The organism is Aliikangiella sp. G2MR2-5 (genome assembly GCF_015687155.1).
In the GTDB taxonomy this organism is placed as follows: Bacteria; Pseudomonadota; Gammaproteobacteria; order Enterobacterales; family Kangiellaceae; genus Aliikangiella.
In genome coordinates this window covers 804,671-830,594 of the sequence record NZ_JADPQF010000001.1, presented here as the reverse complement: position 1 = coordinate 830,594, position 25,924 = coordinate 804,671, and the positions used below count along the sequence as shown (strand labels likewise).

Annotated in this window: 21 protein-coding genes and 1 tRNA gene; 3 read left to right on the top strand and 19 right to left on the bottom strand. The window is 39.7% G+C overall.

Going from position 1 to position 25,924, the window contains the following annotated elements; all coding sequences use genetic code 11:
• Nucleotides 1–66 precede the first annotated feature (66 nt).
• The 18 genes from IYN84_RS03290 to rluD form a co-directional block, all read right to left on the bottom strand.
• Complete coding sequence (locus IYN84_RS03290; RefSeq protein WP_196137731.1) at nt 67–4,002, bottom strand: glycosyltransferase; 3,936 nt, start codon at nt 4,000–4,002, stop codon at nt 67–69.
• Nucleotides 3,986–5,074 carry a dTDP-glucose 4,6-dehydratase gene (rfbB, locus tag IYN84_RS03285; protein ID WP_196137730.1) on the bottom strand — a complete coding sequence of 363 codons (1,089 nt, stop codon included), beginning with the start codon at nt 5,072–5,074 and terminating at the stop codon, nt 3,986–3,988. Before rfbB ends, IYN84_RS03290 begins: the two co-directional genes overlap by 17 nt.
• A 14-nt stretch (nt 5,075–5,088) precedes the next feature.
• Nucleotides 5,089–5,961 (bottom strand): dTDP-4-dehydrorhamnose reductase, encoded by an 873-nt coding sequence (rfbD, locus tag IYN84_RS03280; protein WP_196137729.1) that lies wholly within the window; start codon nt 5,959–5,961, stop codon nt 5,089–5,091.
• A 122-nt stretch (nt 5,962–6,083) separates the two neighbouring features.
• On the bottom strand, nt 6,084–6,629 hold the full coding sequence (gene rfbC / locus IYN84_RS03275) for a dTDP-4-dehydrorhamnose 3,5-epimerase (RefSeq protein WP_196138545.1): 546 nt from the start codon (nt 6,627–6,629) through the stop codon (nt 6,084–6,086).
• A 128-nt stretch (nt 6,630–6,757) separates the two neighbouring features.
• The gene (rfbA, locus tag IYN84_RS03270) at nt 6,758–7,633 is read right to left on the bottom strand and encodes a glucose-1-phosphate thymidylyltransferase RfbA (protein ID WP_196137728.1); all 876 of its coding nucleotides are present in this window, start codon (nt 7,631–7,633) and stop codon (nt 6,758–6,760) included.
• A gap of 24 nt (nt 7,634–7,657) precedes the next feature.
• Nucleotides 7,658–9,070 (bottom strand): lipopolysaccharide biosynthesis protein, encoded by a 1,413-nt coding sequence (locus IYN84_RS03265; protein ID WP_196137727.1) that lies wholly within the window; start codon nt 9,068–9,070, stop codon nt 7,658–7,660.
• Nucleotides 9,071–9,079: 9 nt separating this feature from the next.
• Nucleotides 9,080–9,730, bottom strand: coding sequence for an ABC transporter ATP-binding protein (locus tag IYN84_RS03260; RefSeq protein ID WP_196137726.1), 651 nt, complete (start codon nt 9,728–9,730; stop codon nt 9,080–9,082).
• On the bottom strand, nt 9,727–10,515 hold the full coding sequence (locus IYN84_RS03255) for an ABC transporter permease (RefSeq protein ID WP_196137725.1): 789 nt from the start codon (nt 10,513–10,515) through the stop codon (nt 9,727–9,729). Before IYN84_RS03255 ends, IYN84_RS03260 begins: the two co-directional genes overlap by 4 nt.
• Nucleotides 10,516–10,520: 5 nt before the next feature.
• On the bottom strand, nt 10,521–12,359 hold the full coding sequence (locus tag IYN84_RS03250) for a polysaccharide biosynthesis/export family protein (RefSeq protein WP_246722582.1): 1,839 nt from the start codon (nt 12,357–12,359) through the stop codon (nt 10,521–10,523).
• Nucleotides 12,360–12,361: 2 nt separating this feature from the next.
• The gene (locus IYN84_RS03245; protein WP_196137724.1) at nt 12,362–12,769 is read right to left on the bottom strand and encodes a hypothetical protein; all 408 of its coding nucleotides are present in this window, start codon (nt 12,767–12,769) and stop codon (nt 12,362–12,364) included.
• 14 nt (nt 12,770–12,783) lie between these two features.
• The gene (wecA, locus tag IYN84_RS03240) at nt 12,784–13,854 is read right to left on the bottom strand and encodes a UDP-N-acetylglucosamine--undecaprenyl-phosphate N-acetylglucosaminephosphotransferase (protein ID WP_210330282.1); all 1,071 of its coding nucleotides are present in this window, start codon (nt 13,852–13,854) and stop codon (nt 12,784–12,786) included.
• A 441-nt stretch (nt 13,855–14,295) separates the two neighbouring features.
• A complete protein-coding gene (locus tag IYN84_RS03235; RefSeq protein ID WP_196137723.1) occupies nt 14,296–14,925 on the bottom strand; it encodes a phospholipid-binding protein MlaC in 630 nt (209 codons plus the stop codon).
• A gap of 163 nt (nt 14,926–15,088) precedes the next feature.
• A tRNA-Val gene (locus IYN84_RS03230) sits at nt 15,089–15,165 on the bottom strand.
• 140 nt (nt 15,166–15,305) lie between these two features.
• Nucleotides 15,306–16,319 carry a UDP-glucose 4-epimerase GalE gene (galE, locus tag IYN84_RS03225; RefSeq protein WP_196137722.1) on the bottom strand — a complete coding sequence of 338 codons (1,014 nt, stop codon included), beginning with the start codon at nt 16,317–16,319 and terminating at the stop codon, nt 15,306–15,308.
• 198 nt (nt 16,320–16,517) lie between these two features.
• A complete protein-coding gene (gene clpB, locus IYN84_RS03220; RefSeq protein ID WP_196137721.1) occupies nt 16,518–19,088 on the bottom strand; it encodes an ATP-dependent chaperone ClpB in 2,571 nt (856 codons plus the stop codon).
• A gap of 121 nt (nt 19,089–19,209) precedes the next feature.
• Nucleotides 19,210–19,887, bottom strand: coding sequence for a lysophospholipid acyltransferase family protein (locus tag IYN84_RS03215; RefSeq protein WP_196137720.1), 678 nt, complete (start codon nt 19,885–19,887; stop codon nt 19,210–19,212).
• A 40-nt stretch (nt 19,888–19,927) separates the two neighbouring features.
• Nucleotides 19,928–20,659 carry a peptidoglycan editing factor PgeF gene (pgeF, locus tag IYN84_RS03210; RefSeq protein WP_196137719.1) on the bottom strand — a complete coding sequence of 244 codons (732 nt, stop codon included), beginning with the start codon at nt 20,657–20,659 and terminating at the stop codon, nt 19,928–19,930.
• Between the two features lie 38 nt (nt 20,660–20,697).
• On the bottom strand, nt 20,698–21,684 hold the full coding sequence (rluD, locus tag IYN84_RS03205) for a 23S rRNA pseudouridine(1911/1915/1917) synthase RluD (protein WP_196137718.1): 987 nt from the start codon (nt 21,682–21,684) through the stop codon (nt 20,698–20,700).
• Nucleotides 21,685–21,895: 211 nt separating this feature from the next.
• On the opposite strand from rluD, the gene IYN84_RS03200 reads away from it, so the two are divergent.
• Nucleotides 21,896–22,654 carry an outer membrane protein assembly factor BamD gene (locus IYN84_RS03200; RefSeq protein ID WP_196137717.1) on the top strand — a complete coding sequence of 253 codons (759 nt, stop codon included), beginning with the start codon at nt 21,896–21,898 and terminating at the stop codon, nt 22,652–22,654.
• Nucleotides 22,655–22,758: 104 nt separating this feature from the next.
• Here IYN84_RS03200 and glnB read toward each other — a convergent pair whose 3' ends face one another.
• Nucleotides 22,759–23,097 (bottom strand): nitrogen regulatory protein P-II, encoded by a 339-nt coding sequence (gene glnB, locus IYN84_RS03195; RefSeq protein ID WP_196137716.1) that lies wholly within the window; start codon nt 23,095–23,097, stop codon nt 22,759–22,761.
• Nucleotides 23,098–23,438: 341 nt separating this feature from the next.
• Between glnB and nadE the strand changes: the two genes are divergently transcribed.
• Both nadE and IYN84_RS03185 read left to right on the top strand, forming a co-directional pair.
• The gene (gene nadE / locus IYN84_RS03190; RefSeq protein WP_196137715.1) at nt 23,439–24,269 is read left to right on the top strand and encodes an ammonia-dependent NAD(+) synthetase; all 831 of its coding nucleotides are present in this window, start codon (nt 23,439–23,441) and stop codon (nt 24,267–24,269) included.
• A gap of 23 nt (nt 24,270–24,292) precedes the next feature.
• A complete protein-coding gene (locus IYN84_RS03185) occupies nt 24,293–25,912 on the top strand; it encodes a PAS domain-containing sensor histidine kinase (RefSeq protein WP_196137714.1) in 1,620 nt (539 codons plus the stop codon).
• The last annotated feature ends 12 nt before the right edge of the window (nt 25,913–25,924 follow it).

The following is a 25,924-nucleotide window of genomic DNA, read 5'->3' as shown; positions in this document are numbered from 1 at the left end:
TAGTCACAATTAATTGCCGACATCAATACTTTATTAATGTCTCAATACAAAAAACAGATTAAACAACTACTTTTTCTGATTACGAATGGTCACTAAACAATGCATTTTACCCAAGAAAGCTAGCGAATCATCCTGTTCAATCGAATAGTCAAGATTTAATCCATCAAAGTATTTATGCAAAGATAAAAACAGCTTTTCAAAATTCATTTTGCTAATCTTTGTTCCGTCAATCGCTAGATATATACGATAGTAATTATTCCCTTTTACGATCAGCTTCTTTAGTTCTTCTATATCTTTAGCCTCAAACGCACCAATTGCAATGGTCTTATCTATAATCGATGAGCCCCCCCCCAATCTCAAATTAAAATTCAAAAATAGTTCTCTTGATAGAATATTCGTCTTGGAGTTAATAAAGTCGAACTGAATGCTATGTGACTCCAGCTTTTTAGTCGCAGAATCAAAAGATTCACTGTTTGAATGAGTTATAATGTTGGCGAAAGAGATTAATTTTTTTGCGACCATTCGATCCGTTAACAGGCTATTAAGCGAACACAACCAGTTATTAGTAGGTCCCTCTTCGGTAAGTCGAAAAACTTCCTCTTGACCAGAGAAAGGGTTAACTGAGGAAAAAGGTTTGGCATTAATTTTGTAGAGCAGGTTAGACAATTTGGTCGTCATTACTTCAACCGAATAATTCTCTTTAACGAATTGAATTCCATTAGTGGAGAGTTTCTCCCACAATACTTTATCGCTATAGGCACTCAGAAGGTTTTGAACAAACTCTTCGTCTGTGGAAGACATAAGAATATCTCTGCCATTCTTTAACCCCATTCCCTCTGAAGCGACTTTGGATGTTATACAGGGAACACCGTAACTGAGGGAGCTTCCAACTTTCCCTTTGATTCCCGCACCAAACCTCAGCGGTGCAATTGTTAACCTTAATCTATCTAGATAGGGATCGAGCTCTTCTACAAAACCAGTTACAATAATATCCTCATCTTTTTCCGATAGCCTTAACAGTTCTTTAGTTGGTTTGCTTCCGATTACGTAAAATTTAATTCCTGGTATAGAACGCTTCACCTCAGCCCAAATGTTTTCAAAAAAATATAAAACTGCGTCTACATTAGGCGTATGCTGGTACCCTCCTATAAAAGCTATATCTTTTCTATCATCAAATCCTCTTTTACATCCCGGCACATCTAAAATTATAGGGAGAACGGTTGTGTTTTTGATATTAAAACTTTTTTTAAGGAATTTTTCTTCGTAGTAAGAAACCACAATTGAAGTATCTGCTGCCTCAAGCAAGTATAATTCCCTACTTTTTGTTTGAGCGGCTTTTACTAATTTTGCTCTTGAAACATCCTCTTTAGTCTCTAACATTGCTTCCCTTTCTTCTCTTACGAAATGCAGATCAACTGTGTCGAAAATAATCTTCGCTCGAGGTAATTTCTTCTTGACTAACTCAATTAATCTACCGCCTTCCCAAACTCGATAAAGCATAACTATATCGAAATTTTCTTTAACATTAAGAAAATACTCTTCCAAATTTGAAACATAAGGTCGATACAGACATCTTACGCCGATTGCTTGCAATTGCTCAACATAGCCGGGAGAATAATTTAGGTTCGTTGGAATAAACGTAATATCCATACCCAAGTTTCTAAAAATCTTAAGGTAATACCAGACTGTTAAAGAACCTGCATCCTGATCTGGGGTTGGAAATATCGCATCAACTATTAACAACTTTGGAGCATTACTCCTACCAACATCATTTACAGAAAAGTCTTTTGAGCTACCATTACTCTTTAGAAGCCTAATCCACTTTTCATTAAGTTTTTGGCTATTAATAACTTGATATTTCTTGATTCCGGTAGATAGGTCAGTTCCTGAACTTACTCCTTCAAAATGAACTACTTTGGACTCAGGTTGAAGCAAAACTTTCAATCCCATATTTCGAATCGTCAAACAAAGATCACTATCTTCACAGTAAGCGGGCGCATATCTATTATCGAACCCACCAACAGTCTCCCAAAGAGCTGTCTTCAGAAGTATCGCCGCTCCCGATATATAATCTGATTTTCTAAGATATGAATACTCAGGTCTGTTTGGATCATCCCACTTTCCGTAATTAGCTGCTCCATCGTGCCACAACAACCCACCTGCCTCTTGCAAAATTCCATTTGGGAATAGAAGTTTAGATCCTACTAAGCCCACCTGCTCATTCTCTTCGAATACTTTAACTGAATTGTCCAACCAGCCATCAATTACAGCAGTATCATTATTTAAGAAAAATAAAAATTCACCTTTTGCAGCTTTAGCTGCATTATTGCATGATAAGAGAAAACCTAGATTCTCTTCATTCAGAATATATTTAACATTAGATAATTGTGAAAGTTTGGAAAACGTTTCATCTGTCGATTTATCATCTGCAATTATTACTTCATAGTCAGTCGCGTCAACAGATATCGCAATTGAATAGAGACAGCGCAGTGTGTAACTAAAGTTATTATATACGGGAATTATGATACTAACTTTTGGGGTTCGCTGCTTTTCTTCCGCTATTGAAAAATGTGCTTTTACCGTTTCCCATTGAATATATTCTGGTCCATCATCTCTCCATGCATATGGTGGACAAGTTACATCCCCCATAATATTTTCCATATAAAAATGAAGTGGCTCGACATCATTGGGGATTTGATAACGACTTTTCACATATTTGGGAAAGAATTTATCCGATGGTAAGAAATGATCCTTCCATCCGTCCTGAAGATAATGTTCTAAAGAAGTGATGCCCAACTTGGAAATAAACGAATACATGTCGCGGTAAAATACAGGATTGAACCATGGGTTTGGCTCAACGCCAACCTTGTCTCCTTTTAAGACATAGTGTGTTAAGTGAGAATCAAAGCATTCCAGCTCTTCAAGTTTAACTTGAGAAGTGTAATGTTGTGGCCAGAAAACAGGATTCGGCCAAAAATTCAATTTACTACCACATGCAATATAATGAGATAACAAATCATAACTTAAATCTCTTACACCTTTATGCCTGGCTACATAGTAAGTCGGATCAAACAACGGGTGTACTCTTATGTACTTGTCATTAGATTTAAGATAGCTTATTAACGGGACCTCATCCATTAATGAGTTATTTTCGAGATAATAATCGTTATCGAAAAGAGGGTGTAATGAGAAACCTTGTTTATACCCTCCTTTCAGATAGTTAACCAAAGCGTTGGAAACCTTTCTACCTACTTGCACTTCATAGTACTTATGATCATACAATGCAAATGGCTTGGCAGATTTTGGATTCTTTAGGAAATACTCCAGCGGAGAAACTTTAGCCAAGTCTAACTCGTCGCCAGTCAACTGACTTAGAAAATACTCTGGTTTAAACAATTCACAACAAGTCCTCAGTTCTCTAGAACCGAACACGAGAAAATGATGTAGTGCGTTTAATTTTTTCGCACTCACATCCAAATTTTTTTTATAATAATAGCTCGTCGAAAAGAGAAGGTGCGTATCATACCCCTCTTTTGCCCCCTCTCTCAAATAGTGAAGAGCCGCGTTAATCTTGTCATCAAACTGTTGACCGACCTGCTTTTGGTAAAACTCCAAATCGAACAAAGCCGACTGACATATGGTATCTACAATTATTTGTTCTTCAGTTTTTAGTTGTTTTAGGCGTTGAGTCGCAAACCGTCCTTCAGACTTCCCATATTTCAAAAAATGATAAAAAGGGTTAATGTCACTCTCTTCGACGTCCTTATACATTTTAATATAGTCCTTTGTTGAGAAGTTATTGTTGGGATTGAGACCTCTTGAGGCACCAAACAATATATAGTGCTCTACCGCTTTTTTCTCACTTAAATTATATCCGTACTCATTATTATAAAATCTATGATCAAACTCATTTGATGCAATTATTTGTTTAATCATTGTAATTGTTTTGGTCTTCGGAAATAGAAACATAACTTTAGAGTAATTATTATTTTTTTTCTCCAATTAACTTCTCCCACCAACTGTTATTGTCCAGATACCACCAAATCGTTTTTTCAATTCCCGTTTCAAAGGATTCTGCAGGTTTGTATCCAAGTTCATTATTAGTTTTCGTCGCGTCGATAGCGTATCTTCTATCGTGGCCAGCTCTATCCTCCACATATGTAATTAATGACTCTGCCTTGCCACTAGCTACTGCAATCGCGTTTGGGTATTTTTCAGCTAATGCAGGGTTACTCTCAAAAGCATCATTCATCAAGTTACAAATAGTTTTTACAATATCAATATTGGCCCACTCATTGTGCCCTCCAATATTGTAGTTTTCGCCAACTTGTCCTTTATTGATAACCAAATCAATTCCTCTTGCATGATCTTCAACATATAGCCAGTCCCTTATTTGTTGACCATCGCCATAAATTGGAAGAGGTTTATTGTTTAAAATATTGGTAATCACCAGCGGAATTAATTTTTCAGGAAAGTGATATGGCCCATAATTATTTGAACAGTTTGACGTAGTAACTTCGAGACCATAAGTGTGGTGATAAGCCCTGACCAAATGATCACTTGCTGCTTTACTTGCAGAATAAGGTGAGTTTGGTGCGTAAGCTGTATCTTCTTTAAATGCAGGGTCATTTGGCCCCAAAGTACCATAGACTTCATCAGTAGAAACATGATGAAAACGATGAACAGCGGCTTCAATTCCTTTAGCTTTAGGCTCATCGAGCCACTTCAGTTTAGCCGCTTTTAATAAACTATAAGTCCCAAGTATATTGGTTTCTATGAAAGCATCCGGGCCGGTAATCGAACGATCAACGTGGGACTCCGCAGCAAAATGTACGATGGTATCAATCTTATGTTTGTCTATTAGTTTCTCTACAAGTGAAGTATTGCAGATATCACCGTGAACAAATTCAAACTGAGAGCTATCCTCTATTAATTCCAAATTCTCCCTGTTTCCCGCATAAGTAAGCGCATCAATTACAATAACTTTGTCTTGTGGATATGTTTTCATCCAGTAATGTACAAAATTAGCGCCAATAAACCCGGCGCCACCGGTCACCAAAAGAGTTTTATTCATTTTTATTTCTATTCCTAATTCTCAATACGTCTAAACTGCTCAAGCATATCAGATAATTGGTTTCGCCAGTGGGCCTTTTCTAGTTTAGAAAACTCGTTAAATAAACTGGTTTTGTCCAATACACTATAATTAGGTCTTTTAGCCGTCGTAGGATAAGCGCTAGTCGGTATAGGATTTATTTTTATTTTCTGACATAACAGGCCTTTTTCTATCGCGATTTCCTGTATAGCCATGGCAAAATCATACCAACTTGCAACCCCCAAGTCACTCCAATGGTGTACACCGTCAATGGAGTTTTCGATAGCATAAATACAAGCAGATGCTAATCCTCTCGCCCATGTCGGAGAACCTATCTGATCATCAATTATCCCTAGTTCAGGCTTCTCACTCATTAAGCGTAGCATGGTTTTCACAAAATTATTGCCAAAACAGGAATAAACCCAGGAAGTTCTAAATATGGTGTAGTTTTTTTGAACTGTTTTCTTAAGGATAGACTCACCTTCGGCTTTAGACGCACCGTATACGCTTTGAGGAGAGTAAGAATCGGTAGTCAAATATGGACTACCCTTATCACCTTTAAAGACGTAGTCGGTTGAAATATGAACCAGGTGGATTTGACGCTGAGCACAATAACTGGCTAAATTTTGCACTGCAGTAACATTAAGTAAATAGGCTTGTTCTTTTTCGCTTTCCGCTTTATCTACTGCGGTGTAAGCAGATGCATTAATAACTGCTTGAGGTTCAAAGTCATCGAGTTTATTAGATAGGCTTTGCTCGTCGAAGAGATTAATCTCTCTCCGACCAAACAGCTTCATATCATGATTTGGATAATTTTTATTCAGCTCTTGGGCTAGTTGCCCATTTTTACCAATAACAGCTATTTTCATGACATTCATTAATGAGAATTAACTAAAACACCATTCTATCAGCCTCTCTACCGTGATTGCACGTAAACTGTTTTTTTATCTCTGAAAGTTAAATAATTCCTTGGCTCAAAGAATATTTCTGGCTAAAACTTAGGCGCATCTAAAAATGGCAGACCATTTTCATCCTTTTCAGACAGAATTGGTTTAACACCATTGACCAGGGGCCACTGTATTCCTATCGAAGGGTCATCCCACCGAACCGACACTTCTGCTTTTGGATTGTAATAATCGGTACATTTGTACACAAACTCTGCATATTCAGAAGTTACATAAAAGCCATGAGCGAAGCCTTCAGGAACCCAAAGTTGACGCTTATTTGCTTCGGATAGAAGTACTCCTACCCAATGTCCGAAGGTTTCGGACTTCTCCCGCATATCCACCGCGACGTCAAAAACCTCTCCAGAGACAACTCGCACCAATTTGCCCTGAGTGTTTTCAACTTGATAATGAAGACCTCTCAATATTCCTTGTCCCGATTTACTGTGATTGTCCTGGACAAATACAGTATCTCCGCATACTTCATTAAATTCAGGCGCCTTATAAGTCTCCATAAAGTATCCACGCTCATCGCCAAAAACCTTGGGCTCAAGAATTTTTACTTCTGGAATTTTTGTAGAAATGAACTTCATCACGACTCACTCTAAGATTTTAAATGCATTAACTCAAAACTAGCGCTATAAACATAGCTAAATTGGATTCACAAGATCCCGCTCCAACCCAACAAGATTAAATGAGCAATAAATTATTAAGACCGAATTTAATAAACCTTACTTTCAAGCAGGCCTAGCAAATAGCGTCCATAGCCACTTTTTTCCAAAGGCCCCGCTAATACTCTCAATTGCTCCCCATTAATGAAGCCCATACGGAAAGCAATCTCTTCAGGACAACATATTTTTAACCCCTGTCTTTTTTCAATGACTTCAATAAAGTTCGCAGCTTCCAACAAGCTTTCATGCGTGCCAGTGTCTAGCCACGCAGTCCCCCTGCCCATAATTTCAACGTTAAGTTCGCCCAACTTCAAATATTGATCGATAACATCAGTGATCTCAAGCTCTCCTCGAGACGATGGTTTTACATTTTTTGCAAACTCTACTACTCGGGAGTCAAAGAAATATAATCCAGGAACAGCATAGTTTGATTTAGGCTCAGCCGGTTTCTCTTCAATTGAAATTGCACAACCTTTGTCGTCAAACTCGACAACGCCATAAGCTCTCGGGTTTGATACATGGTAACCAAATACAGTCCCACCAACTTCCCTGTCTTTAGCTCTACGCAAAGAGGTAGCAAGGTCGTGACCATAGAACAAGTTATCACCTAGAACAAGAGCAGCACTTTCTCCGGATAGAAACTCCTCAGCTAAAATGAAAGCTTGAGCAAGACCATCAGGACTAGGCTGAGCAACATAATCAAATTTTACCCCCCAACTCTCACCTGTCCCTAACAATTCTTTAAATCTAGGCAGCTCATCTGGAGTCGCAATGATTAAAATGTCCTTTATCCCTGCCATCATCAGCGTGGAAATAGGATAATAAACCATGGGTTTATCATAAACAGGCATAAGCTGCTTGCTAACTACTTTGGTCAAAGGATAGAGCCTGGTTCCACTTCCACCGGCTAAAATAATACCTTTCATTACTTACCTCTTAATCATTGTCAATTATGATAACTCTTGAACTGTTGCCCAGATAAGTCTAACTATTCCAAAGCTCAAACTCAAAACCAGTAAAAACAAAAATACGTTATAAATAACTGTTGGATATGCACTCGCTTCAGGCAACGTAGGTTGCTCAACAATTACCAAAAATTTAATTTGTCGATAGGCTTCTACTTTAGCCTTTTCTAATGAAGCTAGTGAAGCTGTATAAGCCTGCATTGAAAGCTCAAACTCTGCCTTTAAATCGCTAAACTTCGCGATCACTTCACTAACGGCTTTACCATCACCACGCTCCATAGTTAGTCTTTCCCTTTCATTTTTCAACTGTTCCTGAAGTGCGAAGAGCTGATTCTTAATAGTAATAACCTCTTGAGCTTCATGATGCATGAATTTTTCAGCAGCAATTAACTCAGCCTGTTTTGACGCGATTTGGCCTTCCAGATTATAGGCAATTGATTGTAATGCCATCCCTTCCGCAGATGGGTCCAGCAAGCCATACTTTTGCTGATATTCTAAAAGTCGATTCTGCGACTCTTTCAGGTTATTGATCCACTTCTTGTGTTCATTACCAATAAATTCGATTTGTTCTTTAGCTAAGTCGTGGCTAACCGAGTTTATGAACCACTCGGCTCTAGTTATTATTGCCTTATTTAGTTTATGAGCAAACTCTGATGAATATGCCTGGACTCTCACTTCCAGGATGGTGCTATCTTGTACGAGCAATACTTCTATGTGTCTTAGGTAATACTCTAAAAAATCTTCTTTACTTTCCCAATCATGTAGCCGACTAAAAAAGTCAATGGAAGAATTAGAATAGTGCTCTCTTAATTTAATTTGTTCTTCCAAATACGAGAGCATATCCATCGAATAAATATAGGTCTCGACTAGCTTTGAATCGTTATCTCCAGAAGATAATCCAATACCGCTTAAAAGAGCCATTTCTGGGGTCATACTGCTATAACTGTCAGGTTGTTTGACAAATACTTGAGCAGTACTTTCATATCGCTCGCTCGCCCATAGAGCCTGATACAATGCGAAAATAATAGTTGGAATTATTACACACAGAGTAAATGGCTTTAAGGCTTTTACAGCTTTATAGAGCTTATGCTCCACTAACTTTTGTTTCAAGTTAGGGTTGTCTTTATCACTGGATTCAGAGACTTTTGTTTCTAAATTATGCTTTTCCTGAATTGACAATCGGCCTCGATAACTTTCTAATTTTTTGTTTATTACAGGGCCTTTTGGGTTCAAATTATGAGCACGTTGCATTAACCGGTAAGCAAGGGGGAGATTGCCTTTTTCAAACTGTTGTGCCAGTTGCAAAATATACTTTGGATTGTTCCACTCTTGTCGAGAAGCAGAATTGCTCAACATTGTATATTCATCTTCAATCACTTGATCTAACTGTTCGCTCATATTTTTACTCTATAATTCTTTATATTTTTCTATTGCTTTGTTTAGATCGTTATAAAATTCTAACTTGCCCTGATCAATTATAACCGCGCTATCACAAAACTCTTCAATTACATCAATTTCGTGCGAAACCATGATAATGTTAGCTTCTCTACTTTTTTTTATAAGTGCTCGTCTGGACTTCTTACGAAATTTAGGATCAGCGACAGATGTAGCCTCGTCTATTAGGTAGATATCAAAATCAATACAAATACAGCTCGCAAAAGCCAGTTTTGCTCGCATTCCACTAGAATAAGTTTTTACTGGCAAGTGGTACTTTCCCCCAAGTTCAGCAAAATTTCTTACTCTATTCTCATATTTGTTCAAATCGGAAACACCATTCACTCTTCCAATAAACCTGACATTCTCTGACCCCGTCATTTGAGGATGTATGCCGGTTGCCAGTGCCACAGGCCATGAAAGCGACTTATCGGTTACAATCTTTCCTTTTTCAGGATACTCACTTCCAGCAAGCAGTCGGAACAGTGTTGATTTACCTGCCCCATTCTTACCTAAAAGAGCTATATTATGGTTACTTGGCATTTCAAAATTTAAATCCTTAAACACATATTGCGGACCTAAATCAGAAGGATAGAACTTTGTTAGGTTTCTTAATGAAATCATCTGCTTATCATTCTCCTCCAACAAACTGTATAGATCGAAAGAGCTAAAAATGAGATTGAAAGAGTGAAAACATGCAAATAAGTAGAGCTTATTGCAGATACAGGAACAAAAGATTCGTAGGCAGCGCCCCTCGCGAGCTCAACTGCGTGAAGTACCGGATTCCATGCAAGATAGGGCCATGCTTCCTGAGGAATATCAGAAAGTGTAAAAAAAGCCCCGGAAACAAAAATCATGGGCCTTTGTAACAATGCCTGCAATTTATTAACTTCAATAACAAAAAGTTGTCCAACAGAAAAAATCAAACCGACAGCAAGAGCGATCATTTGCACTTCGAGTAGATACAAAATGAACAACAATGGGTTGTCAATTGTTACGTGAAATCCTAAAAGTATAGCGATCATAAACAAGATCAATAAGACAATAATATATGAAATTATTTCTAATATCGCTGAAGTAATAAATGAAGCAAAAGGTATAACCTGCCTAAATGCATACAGCGGTTTATCCTTTCTTATGCATGTAGAAATACTTGACCAAATCGATAGAAACTGAACAACGACGCCCATTCCTAGCAGCATAAATATAAAAACAGGAATACCGTGGACCTCTTCCCCTGTTAAACGACCGCGAAGTGAAGAAAGTACTAGAATAAATATTACTGGTTGAATAATTAACCAGCTGATACCAAATTTATCGTTAAATCGACTTCTTAAATGTCGAATAAAAAGAGCAAAGATTACGTCTCGCCAGAGCTCCAGCCGACTTCTTTTAAGTGCTACTGGCATACTATCTAATCACGAGTAATAACGTTTGCGGCAACAGCTATTTGATAAATAATCTGCGTCATGTCCTTAATAGTTTGCATTGTTTTTGCTTCTACTCTAGGCAACACGATTATTTGATCGCCTGGTGCCAACTTCGTTTGTTTTCCAGATGACAGCCAACTTCCATCTGCAGACACATTGACAAATTCGGTCAAACCATTTGAGTGAACAAGAACTATATCTTCGTAGTTAGCTCTATTGGTATATCCTCCGGCCCAAGCAATATAATCTTCTACCGACGCTTGTTCATTATACACAACTGCTTGTGGCATCAAAACTTCTCCACCAATCTGAATTAGATCGGTTTTTGCGGGAATTACTATAGTATCTCCTTGCTCAAGAGAAATGTTCGCAACATTCCCGTTATCAGACACAATAACCTTTCCAAGAGGAACGACTTCTCTTGCCCTGGCGATAAATTCAGAAATTAATTTAGCCTCTTGAGCCCTTATCTGAGCTTCCCCCGTAGATGATGCTGGTGAAGCATAGATAGATCGTTCTAGTCTATCTAAAGATCGGTCAAGAATTTCTTTCTGTTTTTTTGCAACGCTTTGACGCAAAATATAGATAGAAGAGTTGTCCGCTAGAGCCGGTTCTATTTGAATGTAACTGAGTAGATCATATAGCTTTGTTTTCTTACTCACTGCAAAATAGGATGGTCCCAAATAACTTCCTGCAATTTGAATATCGTATATCTGAGCGTGTAAATCATCATTAAAAAATAGCTTATCACCATTTCTTATTTGATAGTTATTAAACTCATTTATCGCAAGATAGACAGAAAAAGGCCCCGACTCTCGATTTCCAGATATTGCCACATGACTTGTTTTTGATAGCGGTTTAACGAAATCAATTAATTCTTGCCCTGTTATCTGTTCCTTAACAAATTCAAACCTAAAAGGATTTTTAACTCCTCCACCGACATTTATTACTGACTTTTGTTCAGAAACGAAAATAACGTCACTATCTTTAAAGTTAACAGGATCTAGTTGTCCGTATTTTATAAATCGATACAAATCGATTTTCTGTACAACTTCTCCTTTTCGAATGATTTGTATATCGCGGTAGCTCCCTCTTTCCGAATCAATTCCACCTGCTCGTTTCAGGTAATAGAGAACACTGTCAGAAGCCATTCCGGCATACTGTCCTGGTCTGAGCACCCCCCCGGTGATAAATACGGTTACAGGCGTTGCAGTTAACAAATTAACATATATTTTTACACTGGATTTATAAACGGTACGAATCTTACTGGTTACGTAATCATTAACTTGACTCGCTCTAACATTGGCCACATGAACGGGACCAACATTTGGAATGAAAATGTTCCCTTGATTATCAACGGTAGTTACATCTGAATAGTTAGTTGCTCCCCACAGCCAAATGGATATTTTATCGCCAGATGCAATCAAATAGTCTTCATTTAATCCATCAACTCGCTCCGACTCGTAACCGCCAGCAAAGATATTTGCCCCATAAGGTGGCGCAAGCCCATGTTCAGGAATAGGCAAAAGCGCAGAAATGTCTGTCTCGCCTGGTAGCAGCAAGCCATTTCTTAAGTTCTGCTGATACTTTTCAGGTAGCCCTTTCGCTTGTTGACTTACGCTAGTAATTTCTGAACTTTGTTGTGCAAAAATCTGCTGCTGAGACACTGCAACCTGTTTTGCTTCAGATGTGTTATTTGATTGAGAATTTTGATATTGAGCGAGAAGCTCTTCTGGACTCTCAGCGGCACTTAATTGGCCAACTCCGACGATTTGGACGGAAAAAATCATTAAAAGCGCACATGCTTTAATTAAATAATTCATTTTTATCTTATATTTTTTAATATGAGGTAATCGTTGTTGATTGTCTGATCTTCAATTGAAGGAATCAATACCCACTCTGCTTTTAGAGCATTTTCATTACAAGCTACTCGCTTGATGCGGTCACTACTTTCATTTCCGCCTTTAGCAATAAAAACATTTCGACAAATAAATCCTAATGCAGATGTATATTTTTCCCCAAGCTGCAGGGCGAAGTGTTCAAAGTGAACAACTTCCCCAACAGGCGCACGATCAAGCCTCTTGGCCAAAACCAGTGAAACCTCTTTTCCTAGCTTCATTTCATTACTTACCACCAGGCTTCTAGTGGGAGTAATCAACGGTGGCGTAGAGCTACAAGAAATCAGGAAAAAAGACAAAACTAAAGATATTGATACTTTTTCTTTATTATTCATTTTATTAACATTTTTTACGCTATTTGCTTACTACTAATGTAACTGAGAATTCTACTGTAGATAACGAATATCATGAGAAATAGAACGAGCATTAACACTTCAGGAAACTCCAGGAGATGTCCCAAAATTCCAAAAGCAGACATTAACAAAGACATAGTAGTAATTAAAGCTAGGGTTTTCTTTTGTGACAGTCCGGCCTTAATGCAGATATGATGCAAATGATCCCTGTCAGCTTTGAATGGAGGATGTCCTTTTCGTACTCTTCTAATTACAATGGCCAACATGTCCATCAATGGAACGGCAGTGATCCAAAGCGCTGTAACGGGATTAAAAGAGGGATTAGCTCCTTGCGTTCCTTTACCCAATAGCCAAATAACGCTTAATCCTATGAACATACTACCCGCATCTCCCATATAAATTTTACGCGTAAATCTTTTATAAATATCCAAATTGAAAGCCAAATAAGGTAACAACGCGAAAACCAAAATCAAAGGGTAGTTAAGATCTTGATAGTTATTTCCGATAATAAAAAGAATTGCGATAGAAATGAGAGTGTTAAGAGATTGCCCACCGAGAAGGCCGTCGAGACCATCGATCATATTGAAAGCGTTGATCAAGACCAAAATTGCGAAAAAGGTAAAGATAAGACCTAAAGGACCGATCTCCAGCGTTCCAAATCCGAGCAAGTTGCCAAAATTCGAAATATAGGTTCCCACGCCAAAAAGCATTAAGCACGCAACAAGAGTCTGTCCAACTAGCCTCACTCTGACACTTAAGTCGTATTTATCATCCAGAATCCCGATAAAAACCAGCATCGCAGATGCAATAAGATACATCCTCAACTCTTGAGTATCTGGAAGCCAGATTGAAGTTGCAACAAGTACGGCAACAAAGGTCGAAATTCCTCCGATAAGAGGAACATGTCCATCATGTTTTTTTCTTACGCAGGGCCTATCAACCAAACCAATTTCAACCGCTATTGGCTGCACAGCTTTGACCATCACCAGCGCACAACAAAATGTTGTTAAAATCAAAGGGAATAAATCAAAAATCATAATGGTTTCAATTCCTTGAGACGTTTTCACTCATATGCTTTATCAATTAAATTCACCCTACCTTCAGGCTTGGTGCTGAAATGACATCCAAATGATAGTCTTCAACAAAATTGTACTTAAAATAGTAGACTATAAAATCAACTTTTTAGCACCTAAAGTTCGGACGATGCAGCGATTACCACCTGAATAATTCGGTTTTTCTAAACAAGCGAGCTCACTTTTTTCCCTTTAAATTCCTTTACTTAGCTAACATAAAGGAGAGCTATCTCATTTGCCGCGGAATTATACATGATAGTTATATTAAAAGCAGCAAAGAAACAAAAAATCACACTTTTTAACAATTAAGAACGAAAGCCCCGCTGAGCAGCGGTTAAAACTGAAGTTATAACCCAGTATGTAAGCTAGAACGGGATAAATCAAAAAAGAGTTCTATTTTTGCGATAAAAGGTAGGGAAAATGGGAGGAGCTTAATTATTCGGGGACTATACTAGAGGGCAGATATCCTTCGTTTTTCAGTTTCAATTCGGAGACAATACCGTTAATCCCTTGTTTTTCATAAATATTTTTAAATTCATTGCGTTTCATTGAGACATAGCTAATGCCTTCAATCATTACATCATAGATCTGCCAGCCAGTCTCCTTCACATTCAATTTCATCTGAATATCAAAGCTGGGCAAAAGATTCGGAATCACCTTCAACGTTAATAACGCTCGAGAACCACTCTGATTAACTTTCAGACCGTTAAACTCGACTTTTTGCCCGTCATATTTATGGATTCCCATTTGTACGTATCGTTGAAGGGTATTATTAAACTCTTGTACCAGTTGTTTACGCTCCCAGGCTCCCAAACTGTGCCAGCGTTTTTTACCCAGCATGCCTAGCAACGTCTTGTCCCCTTTCCATAGTTTTATCAAGTTAGAGTCAACGAAACTGGCTAGTAGTTGTGGGGATTTTTTAAATTGCTGGTGGTTCTTCTGAAGTTCAATGTCGATATGATTTAACGTTCTTTTTATGTCATTTTCCAGCCACTCTGCTGAGGACCCACATACATTTAAAGAAAAACAAAAAAGCAAAAATAGGAGACAAATCTTATATTTCATATAGCTCTTTCCATTACTCAATAAATCCATTTTCAATAGCATCGACTACAGCATTAAAATGTCCAAATCTTAAGTCGCAACATTTAAATGTATTATATCACCATATTTTTCTGTCAGATAAGATCTAACTGCTAAGGTGATGAAATATTGTTTAGGAACTTTTTGGTAGTCGCGAGTGGACTCGAACCACCGACCCCCACCATGTCAAGGTGGTGCTCTAACCAACTGAGCTACGCGACTAAAATATGAAATGCATGTCTTTCGAGGGAGTCCCTCGAAGAGGCGGCTATATTATCAAATCATTTTTGCTTGGCAAGTATTTTTTCTAACTTTTTATATAACCGCTTTTATTTCAGCAAATTCGTCTAAAAAACAGACTATTACTTGAAACCATCAGGATTTTGGCTTTGCCACCGCCATGTGTCTTCTATCATTTCACTCAGACCATGTACAGCAGTCCAGCCGAGTTTGTCTTTAGCCAGACTAGCATCAGCCCAGCATTCTGCTATATCTCCAGGCCTACGCTCAACAATTTCATATGGCACACTCTTTCCGGTCTCTTTGATGAAGGTTTCGACCATTTGCAGCACTGAATATCCATTCCCTGTTCCCAAATTGAATGTGGAAATTCCTCCTAGAGCTCCTATTTTCTGTACCGCCTTTACATGCGCATCAGACAAGTCAACAACATGGATATAGTCTCTTACCCCGGTACCATCAGGTGTCGGATAATCATTGCCAAAAATTGACAGCTTTTCTCTCTTTCCTACTGCCACTTGGCTAATAAACGGCATTAAATTGTTCGGAATACCTTGTGGATCTTCGCCAATTTGGCCGCTCTTATGAGCACCAATAGGATTGAAATATCTGAGTAGCACCATATTCCAGCGATCATTGGAAGCAGACAGGTCCTTCATGATTTCTTCAATAAAAAGCTTGGTACGTCCATAAGGATTGGTGGCGGAAGTCGGGAAATCTTCGGTTATTGGAACACTAGCCGGATCCCCATAAACGGTAGCAGAAGAGCTAAACACCATTCGATAGCATCCAGCACTTTCCATAACTTTCAGCAGATTGACTGTTCCATAAATATTCTGGTCATAATACTCCAGAGGAATTTCATTGGACTCTCCAACAGCCTTCAAGCCAGCAAAATGGATAACCGAATCGACTTTATGCTTGGCAAATATTTCAGTTAATCCCGCTTTGTCTCTAATATCTGTCTGGTAAAACGTTATCGACTTTCCTGTAAGAGCTTCGACTCTATGGAGAGACTCAATTGACGAATTGGATAAATTATCGACAACGACAACCTCGAAACCAGCCTCTAACAATAATAATGTAGTGTGACTTCCGATAAAGCCCGCGCCACCAGTGACTAATACTGTACTCAAAATATCTTTCCTTGTTATCTATAACTAGACAAAATTATGGCCTGTATGAGGCGTTATTATATCTGACCCACAACAGAGCAGCAATTTTCAGTCATCTGAATAAAGACACGTCCCAGTGTCGAGGTAGCCGCATTTGAAATAGCATCTTTCAGCAGCAACAAAATATAGTTTCGAGCGATATCTTTGCTGGGTGAGAGCTTAGTTAAATACAAGCTCTCCGTTATATACATCAAGTACTATCGGTTTTCCGTGCTCAACACTTCCACTTAGGATTTTTTCAGCTAGCGGATTTTCAACCCAATGCTGAATTGCCCGTTTCAGTGGCCTTGCACCATATACCGGATCAAAACCCAGGTCTGCGATTTTTGACAAAGCCTCGGAAGAAAACTGAAATTCAAAGCCGTTGTCACTCAGCCTTCCGACAAGGTGTTGAAGTTGAATTGCCGCAATTTCCTTAACATGCTCTTTCTCAAGAGAATGAAAAATAACCGTCTCATCGACTCGATTAATAAACTCAGGTCTGAAGTAATTGCCAATAACATCCATGATTTTTTGTTTCAATTCATCGTACTTCTCTTTTCCTGCGGACTCCATGATCAGGTCAGATCCCAGATTTGAAGTCATAATCACAACCGTATTGCGAAAATCAACTGTTCTTCCCTGTCCATCAGTTAAACGACCATCTTCGAGTACTTGCAATAAAATGTTGAATACATCTGGATGAGCTTTCTCCACTTCGTCCAGTAAAATAACCGAATAAGGCTTTCTACGAACTAACTCGGTTAAATAGCCCCCTTCGTCATAGCCGACATAACCGGGAGGCGCACCTATCAAGCGGGCAACAGAATGCTTTTCCATAAACTCGGACATATCGATCCGCACCATGGCATCTTCACTATCAAAAAGAAAATGAGCTAAAGCTTTGCTTAATTCCGTCTTACCTACTCCGGTCGGTCCTAAAAACAGAAATGAACCGTTCGGCCTATTGGGATCTGACAAGCCTGCTCTCGATCTTCTCACAGCGTTTGATACAGCGGTAACCGCTTCCTCTTGACCAATAACGCGAGTGTGTAGATGAGATTCTATTTTAAGCAGCTTTTCACGCTCTCCCTCGAGCATTTTGTCCACTGGAATGCCGGTCCACTTGGACACGATATGAGCAATTTCATTATCGGTAACCCTGTTTCTTAGAAGAGTCATATCCTGCATTTCAACTTGCGACGCCATATCCAGTTGCTGTTCCAGCTCTGGAATACGTCCATATTGCAATTCTGACATTCTCGCTAAGTCGCCAGCCCTTTTAGCTGCATCCAGTTCAATACGTGCTCTCTCCAGCTCAGTTTTAATTGTTTGTGTGCCATGTAACGCAGCTTTTTCCGCTTTCCATACTTCGTTTAACTCAGCAAACTCTCTCTCCATATCGGCAATCTTTTCTTCAAGCTCAGCTAAACGCTTTTTAGAGCTTTCGTCACTTTCCTTCTTCAATGCCTCACGTTGAATTTTTTGCTGAATTAGCTTTCTTTCAAGGCGATCCATCTGTTCCGGCTTCGAGTCAATTTCCATTCTAATTAGGCTGGCAGCTTCATCCACCAGGTCGATCGCTTTATCCGGTAATTTTCGATCGGAAATATAACGGTGTGACAGTGTCGCGGCTGCGACTATTGCGGGATCAGTAATATCAACCCCATGATGAACTTCATAGCGCTCTTTTAAGCCACGTAGAATAGCAATGGTATCTTCTACCGTCGGTTCGTCTACCAAAACTTTTTGAAAACGTCTTTCTAGTGCGGCATCTTTTTCGACGTACTTTCTATATTCATCCAGTGTAGTCGCGCCCACGCAGTGCAACTCTCCACGAGCCAATGCTGGCTTAAGCATGTTGCCAGCATCCATTGAGCCTTCAGATTTACCGGCACCTACCATGGTATGAAGTTCGTCAATAAACAGAATGATCTGACCTTCTTGCTTGGCCAGATCGTTAAGCACCGCCTTCAAACGCTCTTCAAATTCTCCACGAAATTTTGCACCTGCAATCAAAGCGCCCATATCCAGCGATAAGACTCTTTTGTCCTTTAATCCTTCGGGCACTTCGCCATTAATTATTCTCTGCGCCAATCCTTCTACAATTGCAGTCTTACCAACCCCTGGTTCTCCAATCAAAACAGGGTTATTCTTCGAACGTCGCTGCAAAACTTGAATCGTTCTGCGAATTTCATCATCACGACCAATAACTGGGTCCAGCTTACCCTGCTCTGCTCTTTCAGTAAGATCAATAGTAAACTTATCTAAAGCCTGCCTTTGTTCTTCAGCATTTGGATCGTTAACAGACTGTCCGCCACGAATTTGTTCGATAGCTTGTTCCATTGAAGCTTTATCAACGTTTAAAGCTTTCAAAATTCTGCCAAGCTCTCCTTTGTCTTCAATTGCAGCTAAAACGAATAACTCGCTGGAAATATATTGATCTTTTCTTTGCTGCGCGATCTTGTCGCAATGGTTGAGAAGTCTTGCAAGCTCATTAGAAATATGAACATCTCCCGGCGTCCCTTGGACTTGCGGGAGACGGTCCATTGCTTCGGCGAGACTATTTCTCAAGCTATGCAAGTTAGTTCCGGTTTGGGTAAACAGGTGGCGGACACTACCACCTTGTTGATTTAGTAGCGCGGTCATCAAGTGAACTGGCTCAATGAACTGGTGATCCCGCCCGACGGCCAGAGATTGCGCGTCAGCGATTGCCAGTTGAAACTTACTGGTGAACTTATCCATCCGCATGGGTATCCCCTCTTAAGAATGTTATTCAATTGACTTAAAGATGGGGACTCAAAATCGAAAGATCAAGATAGAATTATTAAGCGGAACATTTCAGAAGCAATCGAGTTGACTCTGATCATTATTATTCGTGAATTTCCTCTCTATCTCCCAATAGCCAATCTGCAAAATTTTGTCGAAATTCTGGCCGAGACGCTTGTTCTACAGAGATAAGCTCGTGCGTATCAAAAGTAATATTGCTGCGTTTGAAAACTGAGCTCAAAATGGTTCCTGGGGCCCCAACTCCATTAATTCTGATCGCATATATCGGACATTGACTCAATTGTGCCAGACGGACAATTCCGGGCTTTGTGGTTACTCTCGGTTCATCTGGCCTGTGAATCCCTCCCTGTGGAAACAAAGCAACCAGTTCTCCAGCCTGAATCGCCCTTAATGCACTCCGAAAAGCTTTTTCCACCCTTCCGCTTCTATCGACAGGAATACAACCCGCTGCGCGAAACATCCAGTTTAATACAGGTTTTTCATACTCTTCTTTCGCAATCATAAAACGTATTGGTCGATCTGTTGCAGTTATCATTAAAAAAGGGTCGATACCCGAAACATGATTGGCGGCCAAAATGACATGAGGCTCCACAGGAATATGAACGCTATGTTGATATTGTCGATGATAGTAGCGACAATAAATTCTAATCCAGCCATCAAGTATGTTGGTGGCCCAATGTCCCCAATCAGCCTCATTAAATTTATATCCAATGATCCCTAAAACGATAATCACCAGCAAACTAATACTAAGCCCTATCAATCTTGCCTACACTCCACTTTATATATTCACTAGTATCCGACTATTCAGAAAGCCAGATGAGGGACGCCATTCTACCCGTTTGCCCATCCCTTCGATATGAGAAAAATTGCGAACTTTGTTCAAACGAGCAATGATCTCCACCGAACACACTGATACCAAGTCTATTCAGTTTTTTCATTGCCAGGCCTATAAAGTTGAATTGAAATCTCCCTCGTTGGTTAGGTATGAAAAAATCTTTTGCTTCAATATTTTGTTGATAGAAAGCATCTCTTACTTCTCGGCCTACTTCGAAGTGTGGCTGAGTGATAGCAGGACCGACCCAGGCACATATATCCTGCTTTTCACCTGAATACAGAGCAACTGTTTTCTCAATAATTCCTCCTAGTAATCCCCTCCATCCGGCATGACAGGCCGCAACCCAGTTTGCTTTTCTGCTAGCTAATAAAACGGGTAGGCAATCTGCGGTCATTACTACGCAAACCTGATTTGGTTTTCGCGAAAAACAGGCATCAGCAATAATTTTTTGTGATGCTAAACCATACTCGATACAATCGATGCCATGCACTTGCTCTAACCAAAAAGGTTCACTTGGAAGTTGTGCATTTTTTATTAACAATTGTCGATTTTCAAATACGTTCTCGCGCCTATCTCCAACATGATCAGCAAGGTTCAAACTCGAATACTGTGCTTCACTAACTCCGCCTTGCCGCGTTGTTGAAAATGCTTTAATTCTCTCGGGAATATCCCAGTCTGGTTTTATTAATTCAAACATCTAGCAAGCTTCCACTTTAGACCTGACAATTAAATATCCTACACCTGGCTACTCTTATTACTATTGTCGTGCTCTCGAATTGCACCCAACAGTTGCAGGAAGTCTTCAGGAATATCACAGCTCCACTCAATATACTCACCAGTTTCCGGATGTAGTAAACCAAGTAACCTTGCATGAAGAGCTTGTCTTCTAAAACTGTCATAAGTCTGTGTAAAACTTTCAGAAGCACCTTTAGGCCGTAAATTGCGAATACAATACAGGGGGTCGCCCACTAGCGGATGTTTTAAATGAGAAAAGTGAACGCGAATTTGATGAGTTCTGCCCGTTTCCAACTTCACTCTAACCAAAGTGAAATCTGCAAATTTTTCAACCACCCGATAATGGGTAATGGCTTCTTTACCCGCTTCAACGACGGCCATTTTCTTGCGATGAATAGAATGGCGGCCTATTGGTAAGTTGATAGTATCACCTGAGACCAAAACCCCATGCGCAAGAGCAAGATATTCTCTATTAAAGGACCTGCGTTGTAGCTGATCCACCAGGTGATTATGTGCTTCCGCGGTTCTGGCCACCACCAAAAGCCCTGTAGTGTCTCTATCCAGGCGATGAACAATTCCTGCTCGAGGCAATTTTCGAAGCTCTGGATACCGGAACAAAAGCCCATTAACCAAAGTATCTGTGTAATGACCCGGTGCAGGATGAACCACCAGGCCGGCGGGCTTATTAATAATGATGAGACTTTCGTCTTCATAGTGCACATTTAAGGCAATATCATTAGCTTCCCACTCTCCTTGATCTTCAAGAGTGGTCTCTATCAGCAATGATTCGCCTCCTAGCATCTTGTGTTTTGGTTTGATTATCACATCTTCATCTACCTGAACCTGCCCATTTTTTATCCAGGCTTGCAGGCGAGATCGCGATAGATCAGGAAAGTATGCGGAAAGCACTTTATCTAATCGCTCTCCTGCATGCTGTATATCTACTTCAATAGACTCTAGTGATAAATCATTTGAACTTTTTGTCACGTTAAAGGCCTTATTAGGGTGCTTGCTATAGCGCAACTAAACCCCGTAGGGTAGAATGGCGCGTTTATACGGATTTATACGTCAGATTGTATATCATCTGGCTGTATAAAGGTGTTGATATTTATGTTGATTTATCAAAGAGATAGGCTTAAAAGTTAACACCAGAGCCATCACTTTGATTTACTGGATATTTTAACGGCTTTAGGAATCGATGAGAATACTAAAACTTACAACCTTATTATTATTGGGCGTACTGGTAATTGGCTGCTCGGGTAAAAAAGAGGTCCTTACCGAAGCAAAAAGAATGAATAACGCGCTAAGGCTCTATGAAAAAGCGCAATATTCAATGCTATCTGGCAATTATCGAACCGCTGTAGAATACCTCGAGCGCCTGGATAGTCTTTATCCGTTTGGTGCATACTCTCATCAGGCTCAGTTAAACTTGATTTACTCCTATTACAAGCTTGACGATTTTGCTTCGGGAATAGCGGCTGCTGAACGCTTTATTCGCCAAAATCCCAGACATAAAGATCTCGATTATGCACACTACATGAAAGGCTTGATCAATTTTTCTTCAGAAACAGGCTTCGGCAAAGCTGTTTTTTCTGCTCCCCTTTCACAAAGGGATGCGAGTACTGCGAGACAGTCATTCGAAGATTTTGCAGAATTGATTCGTCTGTTTCCTAACAGCAAATATGCTAAAGATGCACGCCAGAGGATGATTTATCTGAGAAATAGGCTGGCTGAATATGAATTACACGTCGCCAACTACTATATGAAAAGAGAAGCCTACCAGGCTGCTGCCGCGAGAGCACAATATGTTGTCGATCATTACCCTCAAACACCGTCAATTCCTTATGCACTTAGCCTTATGGTAACAGCGTATGAATTACTCAACTTACCGGAGCTCAAGGAAAATGCACGACGAGTGCTACTTTTGAATTACCCGGACTTTGACATTAACGGATAGCCCGGATATCAACCGCTAGCATTGGTATCTAAATGATATAAAAAAGGGCATAAATTGCCCTTTTTTAATGCGTATCTTGTTTCAAATATCTCTGACAGCTTAACCTAGACGGCGCTTTCATTTTCTTCACCTGTACGGATCCGAATAATTTTTTCCACTGGCGTAATAAAAATCTTACCATCACCGATTTTTCCTGTTCTCGCGACATCCATAATGGTCTCTACACAAAGGTCAAGTAAATCATCGGGAACAATGATTTCAATTTTGGTTTTTGGCAGAAAATCAACCATGTATTCTGCCCCTCGATACAGTTCGGTATGACCTTTCTGGCGCCCAAACCCTTTGACTTCAGTTACCGTCATTCCAGTAATACCAGCGTCGCTCAAGGCTTCTCTAACGTCATCTAACTTGAATGGTTTAATAATGGCTTCTAGTTTTTTCATTGTTAACCTTTTATTAAAAATATTATGCAACAGGGAAATAGAGCTTTTTTATCCCCTTAGAGTCGTAATTAATAAAGCTTTTAGCATGAAAGATGCCAAGACTTCGGAACTATATAAGCACATCTTAAACCCTGTTTATTGATAGCTCCTAGCGTATGAAGCTATTATTCAACAATTTCGCACTGAGTTGCAATCTGGATTTAGCTCACCACCTTCCAACAAGCGCACCATTTACGAACCTTAACCGCACCATTTTGGCGCAATACAAAGGCTTAACTAATACACCTCTTATGCTAGAATAGCGAAAATTTTAAACCAAGCTTTAAATGGTGAGCAATTAGATGATCAATCGATTGGATATAATCAAAACCTTAAAGGTATTACCTCAAATCGATCCTGAATTTGAAATAAAGCGAAGAAAAGAGTTTATCAAACAGGCACTAAAGGAAAGTGGGTTGAAGTCTCTGGTACTCGGGATAAGTGGGGGTATAGACTCCTGTACATTGGGTAGAATAGCGCAACTAGCTATTAACGAGCTGAACCAAGATGAAGATGGATATCAATTTGTCGCTGTACGCCTTCCCTATGGTAAACAAGCGGATGAAGATGACGCCCAGGAAGCGATAAAATTCATTCGACCAACCCACTCTATCAGTATCAATATTAGAACGGGAAGTGACGGACTACACGATTCAGTTAGTGAGGCCATGAATAGCGCGGGACTTTTAACTCAGTCAGACCATGCAATAGACTTTAATAAGGGAAACGTAAAAGCACGAATGCGCATGGTTGCCCAATATGAAGTTGCAGGTTTAATCGGGGGATTGGTATTAGGTACCGATCATTCGGCAGAAAATGTAACCGGCTTTTTCACAAAGTGGGGGGACGGCGCTTGTGATCTTATTCCGCTATTTGGTTTAAATAAACGTCAAGTCAGAAAAATTGCTGATTATCTCGGGGCCCCGAATAAGTTAATAACCAAAGCCCCTACTGCGGATCTGGAATGCCTTGAACCAGGAAAAACGGATGAATCGGCGCTAGGTTTGAGTTATGACCAAATAGATGATTTTCTTGAGGGAAAAGACATTGCTCATCAGGCTGCTGAAAAGTTAGTTCAAATATATAATCAGACTGAGCACAAACGCAAGCCGATACCAACGATTTACGACTAGACTCTTAAGAGAACCATATTAATATGAGTAACTCATGGATGGCTGAAAACTATTATCAGGGTAGCGGCTTTAATGTTTCCTGGCGCGCCCTCCAAATTTTTTCAGCCTACAGGGTAATTATTTCACTCTCTTTTCTTTTTATTAATCAAATTGCCAGCGATATTCAGATACTGGGAAATGAGAATCCAGAACTGTATTACACAGGATCGCTATTTTTTGTGGCGTTCGCCTTAGCAAGCTTTATTCTCAGCCTGTCAATCACCAGATTTTATTTTTTACAGCTCGAAGTACAAGTTTTTGTAGATATAGTTCTACTCACAATTCTGATGCACGCTAGTGGAGGAGCTTCTAGTGGCCTTGGAGTTTTGATCGCAGTGAGTACTTCGGCTGCAACAATTCTTACCGCAAGTCCAGCAGCTCTCGGATTTTCAGTTCTTGCTTCATTTGCAATTCTTGGAGATGAAATTTACACAAATCTTACCCATCCCGGAGCGAAGTCCAATATGACACAGGTCGGGATACTATCAGTTACTTATATGGCCACAAGTCTGCTTTCTTTTTATCTGGCCAAAAGACTAAAAGACTCATTGAATGTTGCAGAAGAGTCGAAGCGAGGCCTGGAGAGCATGGAGAAGCTGAATGAGCAGATCATTCAGTTTATGTCTACCGGTGTAATGGTGGTCGATCAAAGCAACGCCATTCGATTGATAAACCGCTCAGCCTGGATTCACCTTGGCATGCCAGAGTCAACCAAGTCAAGGAGGCTAGACGACGTATCCTCCCCCCTTGCCCGTCAATTAACTTTGTGGCGACGAAACCAGAACTATCGTTCTAAACCGTTTAGAAATACCATTACCGGCCCTAATCTACTACCCAATTTTTCTGCGATCGATAATACCCCGCAAAGCATTATCATCTTTCTGGAAGACACAAGTACTCTGAATCAACAAGCTCAAAGTTTAAAGCTAGCCTCCCTAGGCCGACTAACAGCTTCTATCGCACATGAAATTAGAAACCCGCTTGGCGCTCTTAGTCACGCAGCTCAATTGATGAAAGAATCTGAAGGCCTGGATGAAGACAATAAAGGGCTCATAGAAATTATTGAAAAGAATACCAAACGAGTTAATGGCATTATTGAAAATATAATGAACCTTTCACAAAGGCAAAAGGTTCAAGTTAAGGAAATAGATTTAAAAAAGTATCTCCCCAATATGCTACATGACTATTTGGGAGGAAAAGAAATTCCGCCAATTGTACAAACACAATTTCAAGACTCGCCAACTGTAATACTGTTTGACACCAGTCAACTATCTCAAATATTGACAAATCTGATCGATAATGCAGCCAGACACAGTCAACTAAACTCAGGACTCCCCAAAGTTCAAATAATGGTTGGAAAAGAACCGCATAGTCAAACGACCTTCCTTGATGTAATAGACTATGGAGAAGGTATCACTCCTGAACTATCTGAAAAGATTTTTGAACCATTTTTCACTACTTCTCGCAGCGGAACCGGTTTGGGCCTTTATCTTGCTAAAGAGTTATGTGAAGCTAATCGAGCTCGCTTAGATTACATACCAGTTCCAAGGGGAGGTTCCTGTTTTAGAATTAGTTTCTCAGAGGCCAATTTAACACAGCGCTAAACTATAATTAAT

Bases quoted from the DNA above. Each gene is read 5' to 3' on its own strand.
- rfbB (WP_196137730.1), bottom strand. From the start codon at position 5,074: ATGAATAAAACTCTTTTGGTGACCGGTGGCGCCGGGTTTATTGGCGCT.
- rfbD (WP_196137729.1), bottom strand. From the start codon at position 5,961: ATGAAAATAGCTGTTATTGGTAAAAATGGGCAACTAGCCCAAGAGCTG.
- rfbC (WP_196138545.1), bottom strand. From the start codon at position 6,629: ATGAAGTTCATTTCTACAAAAATTCCAGAAGTAAAAATTCTTGAGCCC.
- rfbA (WP_196137728.1), bottom strand. From the start codon at position 7,633: ATGAAAGGTATTATTTTAGCCGGTGGAAGTGGAACCAGGCTCTATCCT.
- IYN84_RS03265 (WP_196137727.1), bottom strand. From the start codon at position 9,070: ATGAGCGAACAGTTAGATCAAGTGATTGAAGATGAATATACAATGTTG.
- IYN84_RS03260 (WP_196137726.1), bottom strand. From the start codon at position 9,730: ATGATTTCATTAAGAAACCTAACAAAGTTCTATCCTTCTGATTTAGGT.
- IYN84_RS03255 (WP_196137725.1), bottom strand. From the start codon at position 10,515: ATGCCAGTAGCACTTAAAAGAAGTCGGCTGGAGCTCTGGCGAGACGTA.
- IYN84_RS03250 (WP_246722582.1), bottom strand. From the start codon at position 12,359: ATGAATTATTTAATTAAAGCATGTGCGCTTTTAATGATTTTTTCCGTC.
- IYN84_RS03245 (WP_196137724.1), bottom strand. From the start codon at position 12,769: ATGAATAATAAAGAAAAAGTATCAATATCTTTAGTTTTGTCTTTTTTC.
- IYN84_RS03235 (WP_196137723.1), bottom strand. From the start codon at position 14,925: ATGAAATATAAGATTTGTCTCCTATTTTTGCTTTTTTGTTTTTCTTTA.
- clpB (WP_196137721.1), bottom strand. From the start codon at position 19,088: ATGCGGATGGATAAGTTCACCAGTAAGTTTCAACTGGCAATCGCTGAC.
- pgeF (WP_196137719.1), bottom strand. From the start codon at position 20,659: ATGTTTGAATTAATAAAACCAGACTGGGATATTCCCGAGAGAATTAAA.
- IYN84_RS03200 (WP_196137717.1), top strand. From the start codon at position 21,896: ATGAGAATACTAAAACTTACAACCTTATTATTATTGGGCGTACTGGTA.
- glnB (WP_196137716.1), bottom strand. From the start codon at position 23,097: ATGAAAAAACTAGAAGCCATTATTAAACCATTCAAGTTAGATGACGTT.
- nadE (WP_196137715.1), top strand. From the start codon at position 23,439: ATGATCAATCGATTGGATATAATCAAAACCTTAAAGGTATTACCTCAA.
- IYN84_RS03185 (WP_196137714.1), top strand. From the start codon at position 24,293: ATGAGTAACTCATGGATGGCTGAAAACTATTATCAGGGTAGCGGCTTT.